At 67.9% G+C, this 17,759-nt stretch carries 16 protein-coding genes and 1 pseudogene; 8 read left to right on the top strand and 9 right to left on the bottom strand.

The features are described 5' to 3' along the window. Positions 1 to 23: 23 nt before the first annotated feature. Positions 24 to 749, bottom strand: a complete 726-nt coding sequence (locus QXK92_RS16675) for a DUF3060 domain-containing protein (protein WP_306242986.1) — start codon at positions 747 to 749, stop codon at positions 24 to 26. A 48-nt stretch (positions 750 to 797) separates the two neighbouring features. Here QXK92_RS16675 and QXK92_RS16670 point away from each other — a divergent pair, with 48 nt between their 5' ends. Next, on the top strand, positions 798 to 1,811 hold the full coding sequence (locus QXK92_RS16670; RefSeq protein ID WP_306242984.1) for an NADP-dependent oxidoreductase: 1,014 nt from the start codon (positions 798 to 800) through the stop codon (positions 1,809 to 1,811). A 132-nt stretch (positions 1,812 to 1,943) separates the two neighbouring features. Next, positions 1,944 to 2,828 (top strand): family 16 glycosylhydrolase, encoded by an 885-nt coding sequence (locus QXK92_RS16665; RefSeq protein ID WP_306242982.1) that lies wholly within the window; start codon positions 1,944 to 1,946, stop codon positions 2,826 to 2,828. A 24-nt stretch (positions 2,829 to 2,852) separates the two neighbouring features. Here QXK92_RS16665 and QXK92_RS16660 read toward each other — a convergent pair whose 3' ends face one another. Next, positions 2,853 to 3,083 (bottom strand): hypothetical protein, encoded by a 231-nt coding sequence (locus QXK92_RS16660; RefSeq protein WP_306242980.1) that lies wholly within the window; start codon positions 3,081 to 3,083, stop codon positions 2,853 to 2,855. Positions 3,084 to 3,178: 95 nt separating this feature from the next. Between QXK92_RS16660 and QXK92_RS16655 the strand changes: the two genes are divergently transcribed. Together QXK92_RS16655 and QXK92_RS16650 are read left to right on the top strand one after the other, a co-directional pair. Beyond that, positions 3,179 to 3,493, top strand: a complete 315-nt coding sequence (locus QXK92_RS16655) for a hypothetical protein (RefSeq protein ID WP_306242977.1) — start codon at positions 3,179 to 3,181, stop codon at positions 3,491 to 3,493. A 34-nt stretch (positions 3,494 to 3,527) separates the two neighbouring features. Then, entirely contained in the window at positions 3,528 to 5,027 is a 1,500-nt protein-coding gene (locus QXK92_RS16650) for a bifunctional phosphatase PAP2/diacylglycerol kinase family protein (RefSeq protein ID WP_306242975.1), read from the top strand. On the opposite strand, the gene xylB is transcribed toward QXK92_RS16650, so the two are convergent. From xylB to QXK92_RS16635, 3 genes are read right to left on the bottom strand one after another with little or no spacing between them, the layout of a single operon-like run. Beyond that, positions 5,017 to 6,399, bottom strand: coding sequence for a xylulokinase (gene xylB, locus QXK92_RS16645; protein ID WP_306242973.1), 1,383 nt, complete (start codon positions 6,397 to 6,399; stop codon positions 5,017 to 5,019). The genes QXK92_RS16650 and xylB overlap by 11 nt on opposite strands. Next, positions 6,396 to 7,790: a mannitol dehydrogenase family protein gene (locus tag QXK92_RS16640; protein WP_306242971.1), complete on the bottom strand. Its 1,395-nt coding sequence runs from the start codon at positions 7,788 to 7,790 to the stop codon at positions 6,396 to 6,398. Before QXK92_RS16640 ends, xylB begins: the two co-directional genes overlap by 4 nt. After that, positions 7,787 to 8,620 (bottom strand): AraC family transcriptional regulator, encoded by an 834-nt coding sequence (locus QXK92_RS16635; RefSeq protein WP_306242969.1) that lies wholly within the window; start codon positions 8,618 to 8,620, stop codon positions 7,787 to 7,789. Before QXK92_RS16635 ends, QXK92_RS16640 begins: the two co-directional genes overlap by 4 nt. A gap of 27 nt (positions 8,621 to 8,647) precedes the next feature. On the opposite strand from QXK92_RS16635, the gene QXK92_RS16630 reads away from it, so the two are divergent. Both QXK92_RS16630 and QXK92_RS16625 read left to right on the top strand, forming a co-directional pair. Continuing rightward, positions 8,648 to 9,328, top strand: a complete 681-nt coding sequence (locus tag QXK92_RS16630; RefSeq protein ID WP_306242967.1) for a class I SAM-dependent methyltransferase — start codon at positions 8,648 to 8,650, stop codon at positions 9,326 to 9,328. 9 nt (positions 9,329 to 9,337) lie between these two features. Continuing rightward, a complete protein-coding gene (locus QXK92_RS16625; protein WP_306242965.1) occupies positions 9,338 to 10,417 on the top strand; it encodes a hypothetical protein in 1,080 nt (359 codons plus the stop codon). Positions 10,418 to 10,423: 6 nt separating this feature from the next. Here QXK92_RS16625 and QXK92_RS16620 read toward each other — a convergent pair whose 3' ends face one another. From QXK92_RS16620 to QXK92_RS16610, 4 genes and pseudogenes are all read right to left on the bottom strand, one after another. Then, positions 10,424 to 11,308 carry a cyclopropane mycolic acid synthase family methyltransferase gene (locus QXK92_RS16620; RefSeq protein WP_306242963.1) on the bottom strand — a complete coding sequence of 295 codons (885 nt, stop codon included), beginning with the start codon at positions 11,306 to 11,308 and terminating at the stop codon, positions 10,424 to 10,426. Between the two features lie 74 nt (positions 11,309 to 11,382). Then, complete coding sequence (locus QXK92_RS16615; protein ID WP_306242962.1) at positions 11,383 to 14,622, bottom strand: MMPL family transporter; 3,240 nt, start codon at positions 14,620 to 14,622, stop codon at positions 11,383 to 11,385. Positions 14,623 to 14,860: 238 nt separating this feature from the next. Further along, positions 14,861 to 14,953, bottom strand: a pseudogene (locus tag QXK92_RS34115) (hypothetical protein); the annotation flags it as partial. A 26-nt stretch (positions 14,954 to 14,979) separates the two neighbouring features. Continuing rightward, positions 14,980 to 16,005 (bottom strand): AbrB family transcriptional regulator, encoded by a 1,026-nt coding sequence (locus tag QXK92_RS16610; protein WP_306242960.1) that lies wholly within the window; start codon positions 16,003 to 16,005, stop codon positions 14,980 to 14,982. Positions 16,006 to 16,122: 117 nt separating this feature from the next. Between QXK92_RS16610 and QXK92_RS16605 the strand changes: the two genes are divergently transcribed. Together QXK92_RS16605 and QXK92_RS16600 are read left to right on the top strand one after the other, a co-directional pair. Next, entirely contained in the window at positions 16,123 to 16,311 is a 189-nt protein-coding gene (locus QXK92_RS16605; protein WP_306242958.1) for a hypothetical protein, read from the top strand. A 10-nt stretch (positions 16,312 to 16,321) separates the two neighbouring features. Beyond that, positions 16,322 to 17,701, top strand: a complete 1,380-nt coding sequence (locus QXK92_RS16600; protein WP_306242956.1) for a cytochrome P450 — start codon at positions 16,322 to 16,324, stop codon at positions 17,699 to 17,701. Positions 17,702 to 17,759: the final 58 nt, after the last annotated feature.

Below are 17,759 nucleotides of genomic sequence, written 5' to 3'. Positions count from 1 at the left end.
GCGCCCGGGTTGCCTGACCTGAGTCAACCCTGTTCGACGACGTTCCCGCTGCCGCTCTTGCTGATCTTCGGCGAGCCGGAGTGATAGACGACTTTGTTGTTCAGCCCGGCGGCTTCGATGGTGTCCACGTTGTCGACGGTGACGACGTTCTGCAGGCCCGACACATTGACCGTCGCGCAGTGGCCGGTGAGTGTCACCGTGTTGGAGATGCCGCTGATGTTGATCACATTGCCGGTGCAGGCGACGGTCTTGTTCTCGTTGATGCCCGAGATCGTGACCTCCTCGCCGGCCGGTGCGGTGGCCGACGGGGACGGACCCGCGCTCGGCGCGTGCGTCTTGCCGGTGGAGGGTGCGGTCCGGCTCGGCACGGTGCCGGGCGACTCCGAGGTGCTCTCGGTCGGGGACGGCACGACGAGGTCGTCGTGAGAGAACTGGTGGGCGGCGTAGGCGGCGATGCCACCCACCAGCACAAGCACGCCGAGGACGCCGACCGCGGCCAGGATCCAGAACCAGCGCATGCCCGATGATGACCGGGGGGTGCTGCCGGAGGAGTACGGGCTGCTGTAGCCGTAGCCCGGCGGGGGCATGTTGGACGGCATGGGCGGCGGTACCGGCCCCGGCGGAGGAGGCGGGTAGTCGTAACCGCCGGCGGAGCCGAGACCGTAGCCCGATTCGGAGGCGCGTGCCTGATCAGCCAGGGGTTGCTCCAGCTCCCGGATCCGGGCTTCCGGGTCATCCTCTGGTTTCATGCCTGAGATGCTCCCATATCGGCGACGTCGCGGAATAGGCTCGGCGTCGTGCCCGAGTTGCCGAATCGCCAGATCCTGTTGCGCCGCCGCCCCTCCGGTCTGGTGCAGCCGGACGACACCGAGCTGGTCACCCGTCCGGCGCCGGAACTCGCCGACGGCGAGGCTCTGCTGCGCACCACCTACGTGGGCATCGACGCCGCTCTGCGCACCTGGCTCGACGACCAGCCCAGCTACCTGCCGCCGGTGCAGCTGGGTGAGGTGATCCGGGCGGCGGGAATCGGCGAAGTCGTCGAATCACGTTGCGCTGCTTACGCTGTCGGCGACATCGTCACCACGCTGACCGGCTTCCAGGAGTATGTGGTCATCCGCGACGACATCTTCAGCACACCCATCCCGGGCGAGGACGACCAGCTGGCCATCATGTCGGTGTACGGGCCCACGGGCGCCACCGCCTACTTCGGCATGACCGACATCGGCCGCCCGCAACCGGGGGAGACCGTGGTGGTCTCCGCCGCGGCGGGCGCCACCGGCTCGGTCGCAGGGCAGATCGCCAAGATCGCCGGCGCCCGGGTGGTGGGTATCGCGGGCGGCCCCGAGAAGTGCCGGGCGGTGGTCGAGGACTTCGGGTTCGACGCGTGCATCGACTACAAGAACGACGACGTGGTGGCCGGACTCAAAGAGCACTGTCCGCGTCGCGTCGACGTCTATTTCGACAATGTCGGCGGACCCATCCTCAACGCGGTGCTGGGCCGGATCGCGTCCAAGGCGCGCGTGGTGCTCTGCGGTGTCATCTCCAGTTACCTCACCGGCGAGCACCCGGGACCGGCCAACTACGTGAATCTGCTGTCCAAGACCGCGTCCATGCAGGGCTTCAACGCACTCGATCAGTGGGGCCGCTTCGACGAGGCGTTCGCCAACCTGCGCCAGTGGGAGTCCGAGGGGCGCCTGCGGCACCGACAGACCATTTACGACGGCATCGAACAGTGCGTCGACGCTCTCAACGGACTTTTCACCGGGGCGAATATCGGCAAGACGCTGGTCAAGATCAGCGAGCCGGGTTGAGTCCACGCCCGCGCTGACGTGACGTCATCCGGTGGCCACCGTGCGAAAAGCTTGCCGCACTGACCTGGAGCGACGCAGACACCGCCTCGCCGGAGTCAACGCAACGCGCAGCGGGCTGCTATCTTCCATGCCATGCCACAGATGGACCGTCGCCGCATGCTCATGATGGCGGGATTCAGCGCACTGGCGGCCGCGACCGCGGCCCCGATAGCAAACGCCAGCCCGTCCCGGCCGGCCGCACCCGCCGGCCCAGCGCCGGTGCCGGCCGCCCCCGCGGCCGGAGCGGCCGGTGGATTCATCTGGCACGACGAGTTCGACGGACCGGCCGGTTCTGCACCCGACCCCGGTAAGTGGGCGATCTCGAACTTCCGGACGCCGATCCGCAATCCCGTCGGATTCGACCAGCCGCAGTTCTGGGGACAGTACCGCGACAGCCGCCAGAATGTGTTCCTGGACGGCAATTCCAACCTGGTGTTGCGCGCCACCCACGATGGCCACGGCGGCTATTTCGGCGGCCTGGTGCACGGCTTGTGGCGCGGCGGCGTCGGCACCACCTGGGAAGCGCGGATTAAATTCAACTGCCTGGCTCCGGGCATGTGGCCGGCATGGTGGTTGTCCAACGACGATCCGGGCCGCAGCGGCGAGATCGACCTGATCGAGTGGTACGGCAACGGCACGTGGCCTTCGGGCACCACCGTGCACGCCAACCCCGACGGCACCGCGTTCGAGACCAACCCGATCGGCGTCGACGGCGGCTGGCACAACTGGCGCGTCAAGTGGGACGTCACCGGGATGTATTTCTGGGTGGACTATGCCGACGGCATGGCCCCGTACTTCTCGGTCCCGGCCACCGGTATCGAGAACCTGGACGAGCCCTTCAAGGAGTGGCCGTTCAACGACCCGGACTACACCGTGTTCCCGGTCCTCAACCTGGCCGTCGGTGGCTCAGGCGGCGGCGACCCGGCCGCCGGCAGCTACCCGCAGGACATGCTCGTCGACTGGGTGCGCGTCTTCTGACGCCCGAGTTTCGACGGGTGTGCCCTAGTTCGACAGGTGCAGGTACCAGAGCCCATCGTCGCCCTGGCGGCAGTCCCAGTGGGTGTAAGCCCCGTCGTTGTGAGTGATCTCCACGTGCGGGCCGTCCGCCTGGCAGGCCGCTAGCGTCGCGTAACTGCCTTCGACCTGCACTTCATCGGCGTTGGCTACGGCTACTGCGGTGGTGAGCAGCGCGGCGCCGGCCGTCAGAATCCCGGCAGCGAACATGGTCTTCATCTTCGAGCCCCCTTCAGACACTGTTGCCTCTCGTGTTGCCCGATCCGGCGAAACCGAAACTGTGACCACACCCCGTTCGAACGTATGATCGAAAAATGGGGCGGCTCGCGTCGATCGGGTACAACGGGCAACCGCTCCGCGGACCTTTCCGCCCGGTACGGCCGCCGGTGCCGGTGCTGGTGGATCTGACGGTGTTGTTCCCGCGCGAGCCGCACCGCTCCGGCCGCTATCACCCGAACGGCCTGCAGTTGCACAAGGTCGTCGAAGGCAGGCTGAGCTGCTGGGGGCTATGCGAACAGGGCGACTGGTGGGGGCTGGTGACCTACCCGGTGGAGTTCGGCGCCCGGCAGAAGTCGGTGACGCACTGGGTGCCGGCCTGGACGCTGCGCCGAAAAGGTGAGCGGCCGTGAGGTTCTGCCACCCGCCACCGTTAGGGTGGAGCCAATGAGCGAACGGCCGATACGACCGCTGCGTAGCGTCAAACAGATCACCCGTGGTTTGGGCGCTCTCGATCGCGAACTGTTCGAGGCGGTCGCCGAGAGCCCCACTCCGCTGCTCGACAAGGCGATGCCGCCGCTGACCCGGGCCGCCGACCATTCCAAGCTGTGGTTTGCGATCGGCGCGTTGTTGCTCGCATCGGGCAAGCACTCGGCGCAGCGCGGCGCCACGCGCGGGCTGGTGTCGCTGGGCGTCACCAGCCTGGTGACCAATCAGGTCGCCAAGCGGGTCCGCCGGCGGCCGCGTCCGCTCTACGATTCGGTGCCGCTGGTCCGGCGGGTGCGGCGACGCCCGACGTCGAATTCGTTGCCCTCGGGGCACTCCGCCAGCGCCGCCGCATTCGCCGTCGGGGTGGGCCTGGAGAACCCAACGCTGGGTTTCGGGTTGGCGTTGCTGGCCAGCCTGGTCGGGTTGTCCCGGGTGGCGGTGGGCGCGCACTACCCGGGTGATGTCGTCATCGGATTCGGCATCGGCTCCGGCATCGCCGTGCTGGGTAGCCGGCTGGTCCCGCCGATCGTCGAGACCGCGTTGCCGAAAACCGAACCACTGCGGGCGGACGTCCCGGAACGTCCCGACGGCGCCGGGGTGGTGCTGGTCGTCAACCCGGCGTCGAACAGCGGCAGCGGTGCCCGCGTCGCCGAGGAGGTTCGCGACCAGCTGTCCGCAGCGAAGATCGTCGAACTCGACCCCGATGACGACCCGGTGCAGGTGTTGCGCGACGCCGCCGAGCGCGCCGAGGTGCTGGCGGTGGGCGGGGGCGATGGCACCGTCGCCGCGGCTGCGGCGGTCGCTGCCGACGCGGGTGTGCCGCTGGCCGTGTTCCCGGGCGGGACCTTCAACCACTTCGCCAAGGACATCGGCTGCGACTCCACCGCCAAGACCATCGAGGCGATCCGGCGTGGCAGCGTGGCCTACGTCGACATGATGTGCCTCAACGAGAGTCAGATGGTGGTCAACACCGCCAGCATCGGCGCCTATCCCGCCTTCGTCCAAGAGCGGGAGAAGCTCGAGAAGCGCATCGGCAAGCCGCTGGCCGGCATGTACGCGATGCTGCACACCTTGCTCAACGGCCAGCCCGTGCGCATCAGCTACGACAACAAGACGCTGCAGACCTCCCTGATGTTCATCGGCAATTCGCTTTATCTGCCAACGGGATTCGCGCCGTCACGGCGCACCCGGATGGACGACGGCCTGATCGACGTGCGCATTCTGGAAACCGGTCGCCGGCTGGCCAGGACCAGGATCCTGAGCGCACTGGCGCTGGGCCGGCTGGAACGCAGCCCGCTCTACCACGAGATGCAGGTGCCGGAGTTCACCTTCACCGCCGTCGACGGACCCACCGTGGTGGCCCATGACGGCGAGATAGGCGAAAAGTACGACAAAGCCACCTTCGCCTCGAAGTACCGCGCCCTGCCGGTCTACCGCCCGCTTCCGCTCATTCGGTGAGATCTCGCACCTGCGCGTAGCGCTCGAGTATCCACGGTGCGGCGTCGGCCGCATACTCGCGTGCCGCGGGTGGTGACCAGGCGGGCGGTTCCGCTGATCCGCTGCATGCCCAGGCCGCCTGCCGCGCCGCACCCAGAGCGACGTATTCGGCTGGGGTGGGCACCAATACGGGCATGCCGAACACGCTCGGCGCGATCTCGCGCACCGCGCGTGACTGCGCCCCGCCACCGATCATCAGGAGGCGGCGCACGCTGACGCCGTGCGCGGTGAGCTGGGCGAGGCCCTCGGCCAGTGCGCACAGCATGCCTTCCACCGCCGCCCTGGCCAGGTTGGCCGGCGTCGCATTGGCGACCCGAAGCCCGTGCAGCGCGCCACTGGCGTTGGGCCGGTTGGGTGTTCGCTCACCTTCCAGATAGGGGACAAGCACCAGGCCCGCACTGCCCGGTGGCGCCGAAAGTGCCAGCCGGGACAACTCGTCGTGGTCGACCCGCAGCATCCTCGCCGCCGCGTCGAGCACCCGCGCCGCGTTCAGCGTGCACACCAGGGGAAGGTAACGGCCGGTGCCGTCGGCGAACCCGGCCACAAAACCTTGATCGTCACGTACCGCAGCGGTGGCCACGGCGCACACCACACCGGAGGTTCCGATCGAGACGATCACGTCGCCTGTTACCGCGCCCAGGCCCAGCGCCGCGGCGGCATTGTCACCCAGGCCGGCTCCGAACAGTGTTGCACCGCTGACTGATTCGGAGGGACGCAGCACGCGTGGCAGTGCCGGACTGCGCCCCCGCAGCGCCAGTTCGAGCAGGTCGGCGCGGTACCGGCCGGTCTCGGCGTCGAAGTAACCGGTGCCGCTGGCGTCGCTGCGGTCGGTGGTCAGTGCCGCAGGGTCGGACTCGCCCCGCAGCCGCCAGGTCAGCCAGTCGTGCGGCAGACACACCGCCGCCGTGCGGTCGGCGTGGTGAGGTTCGTGGTCGGCGAGCCAGCGCAGTTTCGCGACCGTGACCGCGGCCAGTGGTACCAGTCCGACGGCGTGCGCCCACTCCTGCGGTCCGCCCAGTTCGTCCACCAGGTCGCGTGCTGCCCCAGCCGAGCGCACGTCGTTCCACAGCAGCGCGGGGCGCACGACTGCACCGGCCGAGTCCAGGCACACCATGCCGTGCTGCTGTGCGCCGACCGATACCGCTGCCACGTCGTCGAATCCGCCAGCCGCGGCGATCGCCTGCCCCGCCGCCGATTCCCATGCGGCCGGGTCTATTTCGGTGCCGTCGGGGTGGGCGGCCCGGCCCTGGCGAAGCACCGCGCCGGTATCGGCGTCGCACACCAGAACCTTGCAGGACTGGGTCGAGCAGTCGATGCCGGCGACCAGGGTCACGTTCGCAACAGCTTCGCGACCGTCGCGCGGGCGCCGTCGCGGTGCAGCGAGTCCAGCGTCCACAGATAGGGCTCCACGAAGCGGGGTTCCTCGATCAGATTGCCGAAGATGGACCTGTTGGCCAGAAACGCCGAAGCATCGGTGCGCTGCGAGCGGGCGATCGGAATCAGCGTTTCCGCCCGCGGATCCACCACGTCGATCGGGCGGCCCTGCTCGTCGACCCCCTCGGCGTAGCGGGCCCAACTGGCGACGATGGCCGCGGACAACTGCACCGGGCCGCCGGAGCGCAGGTTGTCGCGGACCACCGGCAGCAGCCACTTGGGGATCCGGTCCGACGATTCGGCGCACAGGCGGGTGACCGTGTCGCGGACGTGGGCGTTGGCGAACCGGGGGAGCAGCCCATCCTTGAACTCCCGCAGCCCGGGCACCGGCGTGAGTGTCGGCATCGCCTCGCAATCCATATAACGCCAGAGGAATTCGGCGAACAGCGGGTCCTGGGCGGCGTCGTGCACTAAGCGGTACCCGGCCAGATACGCGAAGTAACAGAGGCCTTGATGGCTGGCGTTGAGCAGCCGCAGCTTCATCGCTTCGTACGGGGACACGTCCTCGGCGAACGTGACGCCGGCCCGGTCCAGGGGTGGCCGCCCGTCGGCGAAGTCGTCCTCGAGGGCCCACATGGCGAAGGGTTCGGTGATCACCGGCCAGGCGTCGTCGACTCCGAATTCGGTTGTCAGGCTTTCGATCACGTCGGGGGTGGTGGCCGGTGTGATCCGGTCGACCATCGAGTTCGGAAACTTGGTGTTCTCGTCCATCCATTGTGCGAGTGCGGGATTGGACGTTTCGGCGTAGGAGGTGAACGCCTGCCGGGCGATGTGCCCGTTTCCGACGATGTTGTCGCAGGACACGATGGTGGGGGATTTCAGGCCGCGCAGGCGCCGCCGGTTCAGCGCCTCGGTCACCAGAGCGAAGACGGGACTCAGCGGTTCGTTGTATCCGCCTTCGGTGATGGTCAGCGTGATGATGCGTACGCCGGGATCGGCGAGCAGCTCGATCACCGACTCGGGATCATCTGGCGCATAGCGGAAGTCGATGATAGAGCCGATAATTCGAGGTTCCCGGGTGCCGTCGGGATGTGCCAGGGTCAGGGTGTACAGATGATCCTGGTCGCGCAGCGCGTCGCGCATCCGGCGGTCGCGGGGCAGCACCCCGACCCCGCAGATTCCCCACTTGCGTGCGGTCCCCTGACTGAGCAGCCGGTCGACGTACATGGCCTGATGGGCGCGGTGGAAGCCGCCGACACCGAAATGCACGATGCCCACCTTGATCCGGCTGCGATCGTAGGTGGGTTTCGGAATCTGCAGCGCGCTCAGGTTCTGTGCGTTGAGTTTCATGCCGGAAACTCGCTGCCGTGGCGACGGTAGGCGGACGGGGGCAGGCCCCACGCGCTTCGGAATGCCCGGGTGAACGAGCTGGCGCTGTCGAAGCCGACCCGGGTGGCGACCTGCAGCACGCTCAACTCCGAGTCGGCGAGCAGCGCCGCCGCCCGCATCAGGCGGGCTTGTTGCGTGTAGTCGCGCCAGGTCATCTGCAACTCGCGATGACACAATCGCCGCAACGAACGTGACGACATGCCCGCAGCGGCGGCGGCGTCATCAATAGTAATGTCCGACAACGTATTCCGCGTGTGCTTCAACGCCAGGGCGAGTTGCGGATGAGTGGTCGTCGGGAGGCTGAACGGGCTCTGCGAAGCCAGCAGCTCGGCCAGTAACTCGGCGAAGCAGTGGAAGTACGCCTCGGCCACCGGGTCGGACGAATCCCGGTTGATGGGCCACCGGCAGGAGTAGATGATCATCTGCCGGATCAGGGGCGAGACCATCACGATCCCGGCGCCCGGCCGGCTGGGCTGCAGGTGGACCGGGTGCAGGAATATGGAGACCGAGCGCACCCGGGTGTCGATGGTGCTGATGTGTCCCAGCCCCGCTGGGATCCACGCGGCCTGCCGCTCGGACAACACGTACGCGCCGGCATCGGTCTCCACTTCCAGGACGCCCTGCACCACGTACTCCAGCTGGTGCAGGTCGTGGGCGTGGCGCGCGGTCGTGACGCGCTCGCCCTCGTAGACGAACGCGCCGGCCCTGCAGGCGCCACCCTGCCGCATATCGATCAATACCGGAGTGTCCGCGCAGGACAAGACTGTGGCCGTCTGTGCAGAGAATGTCATGACTCTCCGATGGTACGACTGAGTGTCATGTCAGCGCAGTCGTTTACGCCCGCCGCGGGAAACCCGAAGTACACCAGGTACTACGACGCCGTGATCGCGCTGCTCACGCGCGAAGACCGGTGGCGATGCGCCGCCATCGCGCAGCTCGCACTGAAGCCGCGTGACACTGTCGTCGATATCGGCTGTGGCACAGGATCATTGGCGATAAGGATGAAGCAGCAGCAGCCGGACGCCCGAGTCGTCGGGGTGGACCCCGACCCCCAGGTGCTGGCGATAGCAGAAGCGAAGGTGCGCCGGGCCGGAGTCGAGGTCGACTTCGTGCAGGCCATGGGTGACCGGGCCGTCGAGCGGATCGGACCCGGCATCGCCGACAAGGTGGTGTCCAGCCTGGTGTTGCATCAATGCCCGGTGCCGATGAAGACGGCGATCATCGGCACCATGTTCGCACTGCTGCGGCCCGGCGGCGAACTCGTGATCGCCGACTTCGGGGTACAGCGCGATGCACTGATGCGCCTGGGTTTCCGGATCGTGCAGTTCGCCGACGGCAAACAGGACACCCAACCCAACGCGGACGGAATCCTGCCGGGGTTGATCGCGCGGGCCGGTTTCGCCGATGTCGCCGAAGTGTCGGCGACCAGGACTGTTTCCGGGTCCATCTCCCTGTACCGGGCAACGCGACCGGTTTCGGCGGACCAGGCGAGCCGCTAATGTCAGACGATGTACCTTGCGCGACCGGCAAAGGCGCTGGCGATCCTGTGTTCGGCGACCGTTCTGGTTGCCGGCTGCCACTCGAAACCACCGACCTCGAGTTCGGACGCGCCGCCCGGTGCCGGCTCCGCACCTCACAACACGCCGGTGCCGGCCGGGGTGCTGTTCAGCACGGCGGTGCCGTGGAACGTCGATGTCTCCGGCGCCGCAAAGTCAGGCCGCTCGGATGCGATCATTCATGCGCTGAGCGCGGCGGGCGGCTGGGGAACCGGAGGGCTGCAGGCGGATTTCTCCATCCCGGTGTTCTTCGCCGACGGTAACGCGCGCCGGATGCAGGTGGTCGGCACCGACGAATACTGCTACGACGGGCCGGATTGCGACTCCGTACCCGCCGAGATGCCGGTGCCGGCGAACGCCTACTTCGAAGGTTCGTCCAGTCTCACGTGTGACACCAGCGGTGCCACTCAAGGCCAGGAAGACTGCCATCTGCTGGTCGTCGACCGGGGCCGGCACACGCTCTATGAGATCTACCACGGTGGCCGGTCCGGGGAAGACCTTACGGCGCAAGGCTTTTTCACCTGGGACCTCACCAGGGACTATCCCGATACCCTGCGCGGCGACCAGTGCACCAGTGCGGACGCGGCGGGTTTCCCGATCGCGGCCATGACCCCCACTGCCGACGAAGTCGCTTCCGGCGCAATAAATCACGCGATCCGCTTCATTCTCCCCAATGACCGGATGAAGGCCGGCGTCTACGTCCGGCCTGCTACCCATGCAGGCGGGCCGGCCAGCACCGACCCGAATGCGCCGCCCTACGGCGTGCGGTTCCGGTTGCGCGCCGGTTTCGACGAGTCACACTTCTCCGCCTCCGAGCGGGTGGTGATCGCCGCGCTCAAGAAGTACGGCATGCTGCTCGCCGACGGCGGTCAGGTGCCGCTCACTTTCGCCGACGATCGGACGAGCAGTAAGAAGTGGTCCGAATTGGGCATCACGGCACAGTCTTTCAACAACATCGGCGTGGAGGAGTTCGAAGTTGTCAACCTCGGCGCTGACGTCCCGCTCACCTACGACTGCATCCGCAACGAATGACCGGGGTCAGCCTTTGGCCAGGGTGAACTGCGCGACGTCGGTGTAACCCTCGCGGAACAGGTCGGCGCACCCGGTCAGGTACTTCATGTACCGGTCGTAAACCTCTTGCGACTGAACGGCGATGGCCTCGTCGCGGTTGGCTTCCAGCGCGCTGGCCCAGATGTCGAGGGTACGGGCGTAGTGCGGGCGCAGCTGCTGCAACCGGTTGAGCGAGAAGCCCGCTCGCTCGGCGTGCTCCTGGACGGTCTTGGCGGCGGGGAGGTCTCCGCCCGGGAAGATTTCGTCCATGATGAACTTCATGAACCGCAGCTTGGTCATGGTGATCGGCAGCCCGCGTTCGGCGAACTCCTCCTCGCTGGGCTGGATGATGGTGTGCAGCAGCATCACACCGTCGGCGGGAAGCGCCTCATAGGCCATCGCGAAGAAGTCGGTGTAGCGGTCACGCCCGAAATGCTCGAAGGCGCCGATGGATACGATCCGGTCCACTTTTTCGTCGAACTGTTCCCAGCCCTGCAGCAGCACGCGCTTGCTGCGCGGACTGGGATGCTCGTCGAGCCGTCGCTGGGTGTGCGCTTGCTGGTTGCGGCTCAACGTCAGGCCAATCACGTTCACGTCGTACTGCTCGAGCGCGCGGATGATCGTCGTACCCCAGCCGCAACCGATGTCCAGCAGCGTCATGCCGGGTTCTAATCCGAGCTTGCCGAGTGAGAGGTCCACCTTGGCGATCTGCGCCTCTTCGAGCGACATGTCGTCGCGCTCGAAATATGCGCAACTGTAGGTGCGCGTCGGGTCCAGGAAGATCTTGAAGAACTCGTCGGAGAGGTCGTAGTGCGCTTGGACGTCCTCGAAATATGGCTTCAAAGTATCGGATTCATTCTTGTTCTCAGGCATTAGGGCAACTTTCGACTCGACTCCCCCGTCGAGCGTAGCGTCGCGTGATCCAAGCCCGATTGACCTAGACCATGCTAACCCTTCCGGGAGACCGCTGCGGACGCGCGGCCGGGAAGCGGCTCCCGCGACACGTGATGATGCATCGCGACGCGCGGTCCACGCCCGGAAACCGGGACGGTTCCGTCGTGTAGCCGAAGGATCCGGCCACCGATCTGGATGTAGGAGTCGGGCCGCCATATCACCTGTTCCCACGGGGTGATCCGGGTCCACCCGGGCTGCCCCGGCTCGCGGACGTACACGCCGTTGGTGGAGCCGCGGTCGACGACGATGACCTCGCCGCCGAGTGTGCAGACCTCCACGTGGGCCCGGGACAACAGGCCGGCCGGATCCTCCAGCGTCACCGGGCGCAGCCCGCGCTGCGCGGCGGCCGACCCGTGTGGGTCACGGCCGATGACGCAGTCGCGGTCGATCTCGAAACGGGAACCGTCTTCAAGGACGACCCACCGCTTGGGCTGCGGCGAAGCCACGGACGGCGCATACCCGGCCTGCGTCGGACGCAGGATGGCTCCGTCGCCCGGCACCGTGCCGTCGGCGATCCGGTACACACCGTTCGGCTGGACACCCGCGCGCGAGCGCTGCCCCAATCCGTCGACGGCGATGACGGCGGCCACCGCGGGCATCGGCACCGAGTAGTGCACCAGACGACCGCGGCCGTGCAGCAGCGTCCGGTCGTCGCCTTCGTCGAGCACGACGGTGATGCTGCCGCAGAGCAGGATTTCCAGGCCGGCCGACGTGGGCGTGACGATGCCGACGTCGACCAGGGTGTGGGTCCAGGGCTGGCGGGAGAGCTTGGCGAAGGCGCTGACCAGCTTCTCCGGGTCGGTCCGCCGTACCATCTCGGAGAGGGCCGCCAATTGCTGCGCGGCGACGGAGTTCTCGGTGAGCGCCGTCCGCTCGCGGTGGGCCACCACGATGACGGTGCCGTTGACGTTGGCCACCAAGTGCGCACCGGGGATGACCTCGACCTCAGTCGATGGCACGGTCGACGGCCCGGCCGCGACGTGTTCCCCGGCCGCTTGGAGCGCGGCCGCGACGGCGAGGTCTTCGGCGGGCGCCGCTGCTACGGCTTCCGGGGCCTGCGCCGGGGTGTCCCCTGGGACGTGCGCCGGAGTGTCCTCTGGGGCCGGGGTTTCGCTGATGCCGATGCGAGAGTGCAACCAGCGCAGCGGCCGCGGCGCCCACCAATTCAGGTCACCGGCAACCCGCAGGAATGCCGGCACGACGACGCCGCGGATGATCGTCGCGTCGATGACGACGGCCAGCGCCGTGCCGATGCCGAACATCTTCATGAACGACAGTCCGTTGGCGAACGAGATCAGGGTGATGGTCAGCAGCAGCGCGGCGCTGGTCACGATCCGGCCCACCCGGCCCAGCCCGATGACGGTCGACGCGTCGTTCGACAAGCCCGAGTCGCGGGCCTCCTTGATCCGGCTGAGCAGGAAGATCTCGTAGTCCACGGACAAGCTGAAGGCGATGGCGCAGAGCAGGACCACCATCGACGGGTTCAGCGGCGCCGGTGTGAATCCCAGCAGCCCCGCCAGGTGGCCGTCCTGGAAGACCCAGACCAGGACACCCAGCACCGCGCTGAGCACCAGCAGGTTCAGCAGCAGCGCCTTCACCGGCACCACCACGCTGCCCGTGAACAGGAACAGCAGGATGAAGGTGGCGACGGCAATCAAGCCGATGGCCAGGGGGAGCCGGTCGGCGATCGCGGCGCGGCTGTCGATCAGGGTGGCGGTCGGACCGCCGACCTCGACCTGGTGGCCGCTGATCTTCGCGCGGATGTCGCGCACCAGGTGCTGGGCCGTGTCCGAGTCGGCCTGTACCGACAGGTAGACGAACGCGTAGCCGGCTCCGGATGCGGGCGGCGTCGGTCCCACCGGCTGGCCGTGCTCGTACCGGCCGATGGGGCCGTTGACCAGGACGACACCGTCCATGCCCGAGACGTCGGCGGCAAGCTTGGCGAGCACGTCGGCGTCGTTGCGGGTGACCAGCGTGATCGCCTGGGAGGGATCCAGGGTGAAGTCGTGCTGCAGCGATTCGGCCACCAGACGGGCACTGGATTCGGTGGGCAGGGCGCGCTCGTCGGGGGTGGCGTACTGGGCGTGCAGGAAGGGGACTCCCAGCGCGAGCAACGCCGCGACCACCGGCAACGCGTACAGCAGCGGGCGCCGGGTGACGACCTCGGCGAAACGCCGCCAGAACAGCGAGTCGGCCGACAGCGGCACCTTGCGGCGGATGACGGCCAGCGAGTCGACGCGCTTGCCGAGCAGGGTCAGCAGCGCCGGCAGCACCACAATCGCGCTGAACGCCGACAGCAGGACGGTGGCGGTGGCGGCCAGCCCGACCGACCGCAGGAAGTAGGTGGGGAACACCAGCAGGCTGGTCATCGCCAGCGTCACCGTCGCCGCACTGAACAGGATGGTCCGGCCGGCGGTGTTGACGGTGGCGATGATGGCCTGATGGTGCCCCTTGCCATTGGCACTTTCCTCCCGGAACCGGGACACCATCAGCAGGCCGAAGTCGATCGATAACCCGAGCCCGAACGCGGTGGTGACCGTCAGGGCGTGCACGGACACGTCGGTGATCGTCGTCATGAGCAGCAGGACCGACAGGGTCGAGACGATCGAGACGACGCCGACCACCACCGGCAGCGCCGCGGCGATGAGACCGCCGAACACGACCACCAGCACCGCGAGCGAGATGGGCACGGCGATGCTTTCGCTCGTCTTGAGGTCGTGCTTGACCTTGTCCCGGATCTCCTGCTGCACGCCCAGCGCACCGCCGGCGCGCACGGTGATGTTCGGGTCGGTGGGCAGGTGGGCGATGATCCGCTTGGCCGTGTCCGCGGCCTCGTCCGCGGTTCCGCCGACGTGCACCAGGATCAGACCGGAGCGGCCGTCCTTGCTGCGCAGATCGCCGGCGCCCTCGTCACCGAAGGCCCTGGTGACCTTTGCCTTGGGTTCGGAGGCGATGAGCCGCAGCACGCGGTCCCGTAACGGTGCCACATCGGGCGCCTCGACGGTGCCCTCGTGCGGAAGCAGCTGGATGACCAGGTTCGAAGTGGTGCCGAAATGCTGGTCCAGGAACTCCTCGGCCTGCGACGATTCCGCGGCCGGGTCGGTGTTACCGCCCGTCCCCAGCTTGTCGGACACCGAGCCGCCGAGCACGACGCTGATGCCGAGCAGAACCAGGACCGCCGCCAGCACCGCCTTCGGGCGCCGCACGGTAAAGGTGGCCAAGTGCCTCAACATGTCCCTCGCCTTTCCCCTTGATGGCAGGAGTCTGTCGCGCCGGCCTTGGGGCTTTCTAAAGGTCCGCTGCTGTCAGTTGCGCGGCTCGCCGGCCAGCCAGAGGCGGACCAGGCAGCGTCGCGCGTCGGCCTCGGGTGCATCGACGAAGCTGCGGCGGTTGTGCAGCGTCGCGTGGTTGTCGGTCACCGGCGCATGCCGTATCGCATAGGGCGCCGGCTTCGTCGAGGACAAGTGCTCGCGCGGAACGGAGTTCTGCTTCCGCTCTTGCCAACTCGACCTGCGCGGCGGGGTCCTCGGCTATCGGGTGCGACGTCCCGGCGCGCACCTTCATCACCGGGGCGCTCACCGACGCCCTGATCAAGCGGTGACGGGGACCAGTTCGGGGCGCACCCGGGCCGCGGGGGCGCGGTGCGGCGTGAAGCGGATGAACATCTTGGCCACGAACGGTGCGGCGACCAACATCAGCACCACCCGAATGACCTGGGACGCCATCACGAACGTCACGTTGGAGCCCGAACCTGCGGCGGTGCCGAGCACCGCGTAGACCCCACCGGGGCTGGTGGCCAGGTACCCGTCGAGCATGCTCAGGCCGGCCGAGTGGGCGAGCACCACGCCGAGGCCGGCCGCGGCGACATTCAGGACCATGATCAGGGCGAACGCGCCGGGCAGGATCCGGCGAATCGCCCGCAGCGACTCCCGGTCCAGCGCCAGCACCGTCTGCAGCACGATCAACACGATTCCGGCCTGGAACAACAGCGTCGGAACCGCGAGTCCCTTGGCCAGGCCGGCGAACTCCAGGCCGATGGTGATCACCATCGGGCCGATCAGCCCACCGCCGGGCAACCGCAACCGGCGACCGGCCACCGCGCCGACCAGCACGATCGAGGCGATCAGCGGAAGCGTGACATACCAAGGCAGAGAACCGCTCTCGTTGACCTGGGCGGCGTGGGACGGAGTGCTGTGGTAGAACGCCGTGGCGACGACGGGCATGGCGGCGGTGATCAGGGCAACGCGCAGATATTGGACTGCCGCGACGACCCGGTCGTCTCCGCCGAGTTCGCGGGCGATGGCGACCAGTCCGGCTGAGCCTCCGGCCACCAGCGCGAGGCCGCCGGTCAGCGGCGTGATGTCGCGGTGCAGGCCGAGTAACGCACCGCCCGCGACGCTGAGGACCAGGGTGCTGACGGCGACCGCGACGACGATCGGCCAGTGCGAGCCCAGTGCGGCGAACGAGATGTCGCGCACCATCAGCCCGGTGTACACGCCGAGCACGCCCTGTGCGGCCAGGCCGATTCCCGGCACGGCTTTGGGCGCATACCGCGCCATCGACCAGGCGAAGGCCCCGCAGGCAATGGCCACGAAGAGAAGGTCAATCGGGTTCATGGTGCAGAGCGTTCAGCAGGCGCCTTGGCGGATTCTTGAAACGCAGTACAGGGTGCCGTTCAAGTTAGGTACCGGCCTACTCAATCCGGGCCGCCGCCACCGGCGCACGCTGGGCCGATGGCCGAGGAACTCACCGAGCGTGAGCGGGCACTACGCAGGTTGCCGTTGCCGTACTCGTTGGCGCTGCGGCTGCGCGACGCCGGCGTGGCGCCAGAGGTGATCTGCGAGTACGTCGGCGTCGAGAACGCCTTCCTCGACGGTTTCTATCGGGTCGCCGAAGCGAAACTTGTTGCGCTGCAGAAGTAAAGGAGCCCACATGACCCTGGCTATCGAACACGCGGACCTCGCGGCCTTGCCGCCGGCCCCGAAGAATCCGTTGCCCTACCGAAAGCAGATGCAGGCGGTGCGCTCCTACATCGACGGTATCCAGCAACTCATCGACGCGGGCGGGCCTGTGACCCGAATCGCGTTGGGACCCCGATGGCTGGTCCCGACCATAGTGGTGATCGCCTCACCCCAGGGCGCCCGCGACGTGCTGGGCCGCACCGACGAGATCGCCGACCGGGGTCCCACGCCCGCCATGCTGCAGATGTACCGGCTGATGGGCGGCAACCTGTTGAACCTGCCCCACCAGCGCTGGTTGCCGCGGCGCCGCACCCTGCAGCCGATGTTCACCAAACACCACGTGGCACGCTACGCCGGGCACATGGCAGCGGCAGCACAGTCGGTGGTCGACCGCTGGGCCGACGCCAAGACGATCGACCTGGACGCCGAGTGCCGGGTACTGACGTTGCGGGCGCTCGGGCGCTCGGTGCTGGGCCTGGATCTCGACGACCGGGCCGACGCCATCGGCCCGGCGTTGCGCGACGCACTCGGGTGGGCTGCCGACCGCGCAGCGAGGCCGGTCAATCTGCCGCACTGGTTGCCCACCGCTGGTCAGCGGCGGGCGCGCGCCGCCAACGCCTACCTGCACCGGCTCGCCGCCGAGATCCTCGGCGCCGTTCGTGCCGATCCTGCGCTCGATGCACCACTGGTACGCGCGCTGGTTGCCGCGACCGATCCGGCCACCGGGCGCCGACTCTGCGACGCCGAGATCTGCCATGAGCTGGTGCTGTTCATGCTCGCCGGGCACGACACCACCTCCACCACCCTGACCTACGCGTTATGGGCGCTGGGTCACCATCCGGACCTCCAAGAGCAGGTCCTCGCCGAAGTGACGGCGCTGGGGCACCGGCCGCTGCGTCCCGAAGACGTGCCCCAGCTCGGCTACACCGTGCGGGTGCTCCACGAGGCGTTGCGGCTCTGCCCGCCTGCCGCGGGAACACCGCGGCGGCTCAACACAGACCTGGCCGTCGACGGTTACCGGATCGAGGCCGGCACCGTCGCGGTGGTCGACTTCTATGCCCTGCACCGCGATCCGCAATTGTGGGACGATCCGCTGACATTCGACCCCGATCGGTTCCTGCCCGAACGCTCCAAGGGCCGCAGCCGTTGGCAATATCTGCCGTTCGGCGGTGGACCGCGCTCGTGCATCGGCGACCACTTCGCGATGCTCGAGGCGACCCTGGCACTGGCCACGATCATTCGTGCGGCGCGAATCGAGTCGATAGGCGATGACTTCCCGTTGGCAACGCCGTTCACGGTGGTGGCCGCCGCACCCATTTACGCCGAAGTCGCCGTTCGCAGCCGTGTGTGAAATGCGTTATTCCCTGCAACAGGGTGCCGACTTCGGGGAGTCGATCAGGTGAGCTGTA

Source organism: Mycobacterium sp. TY815, assembly GCF_030755135.1.
In the GTDB taxonomy this organism is placed as follows: domain Bacteria; phylum Actinomycetota; class Actinomycetes; order Mycobacteriales; family Mycobacteriaceae; genus Mycobacterium.
This window is presented reverse-complemented; position numbering and strand designations above follow the sequence as displayed.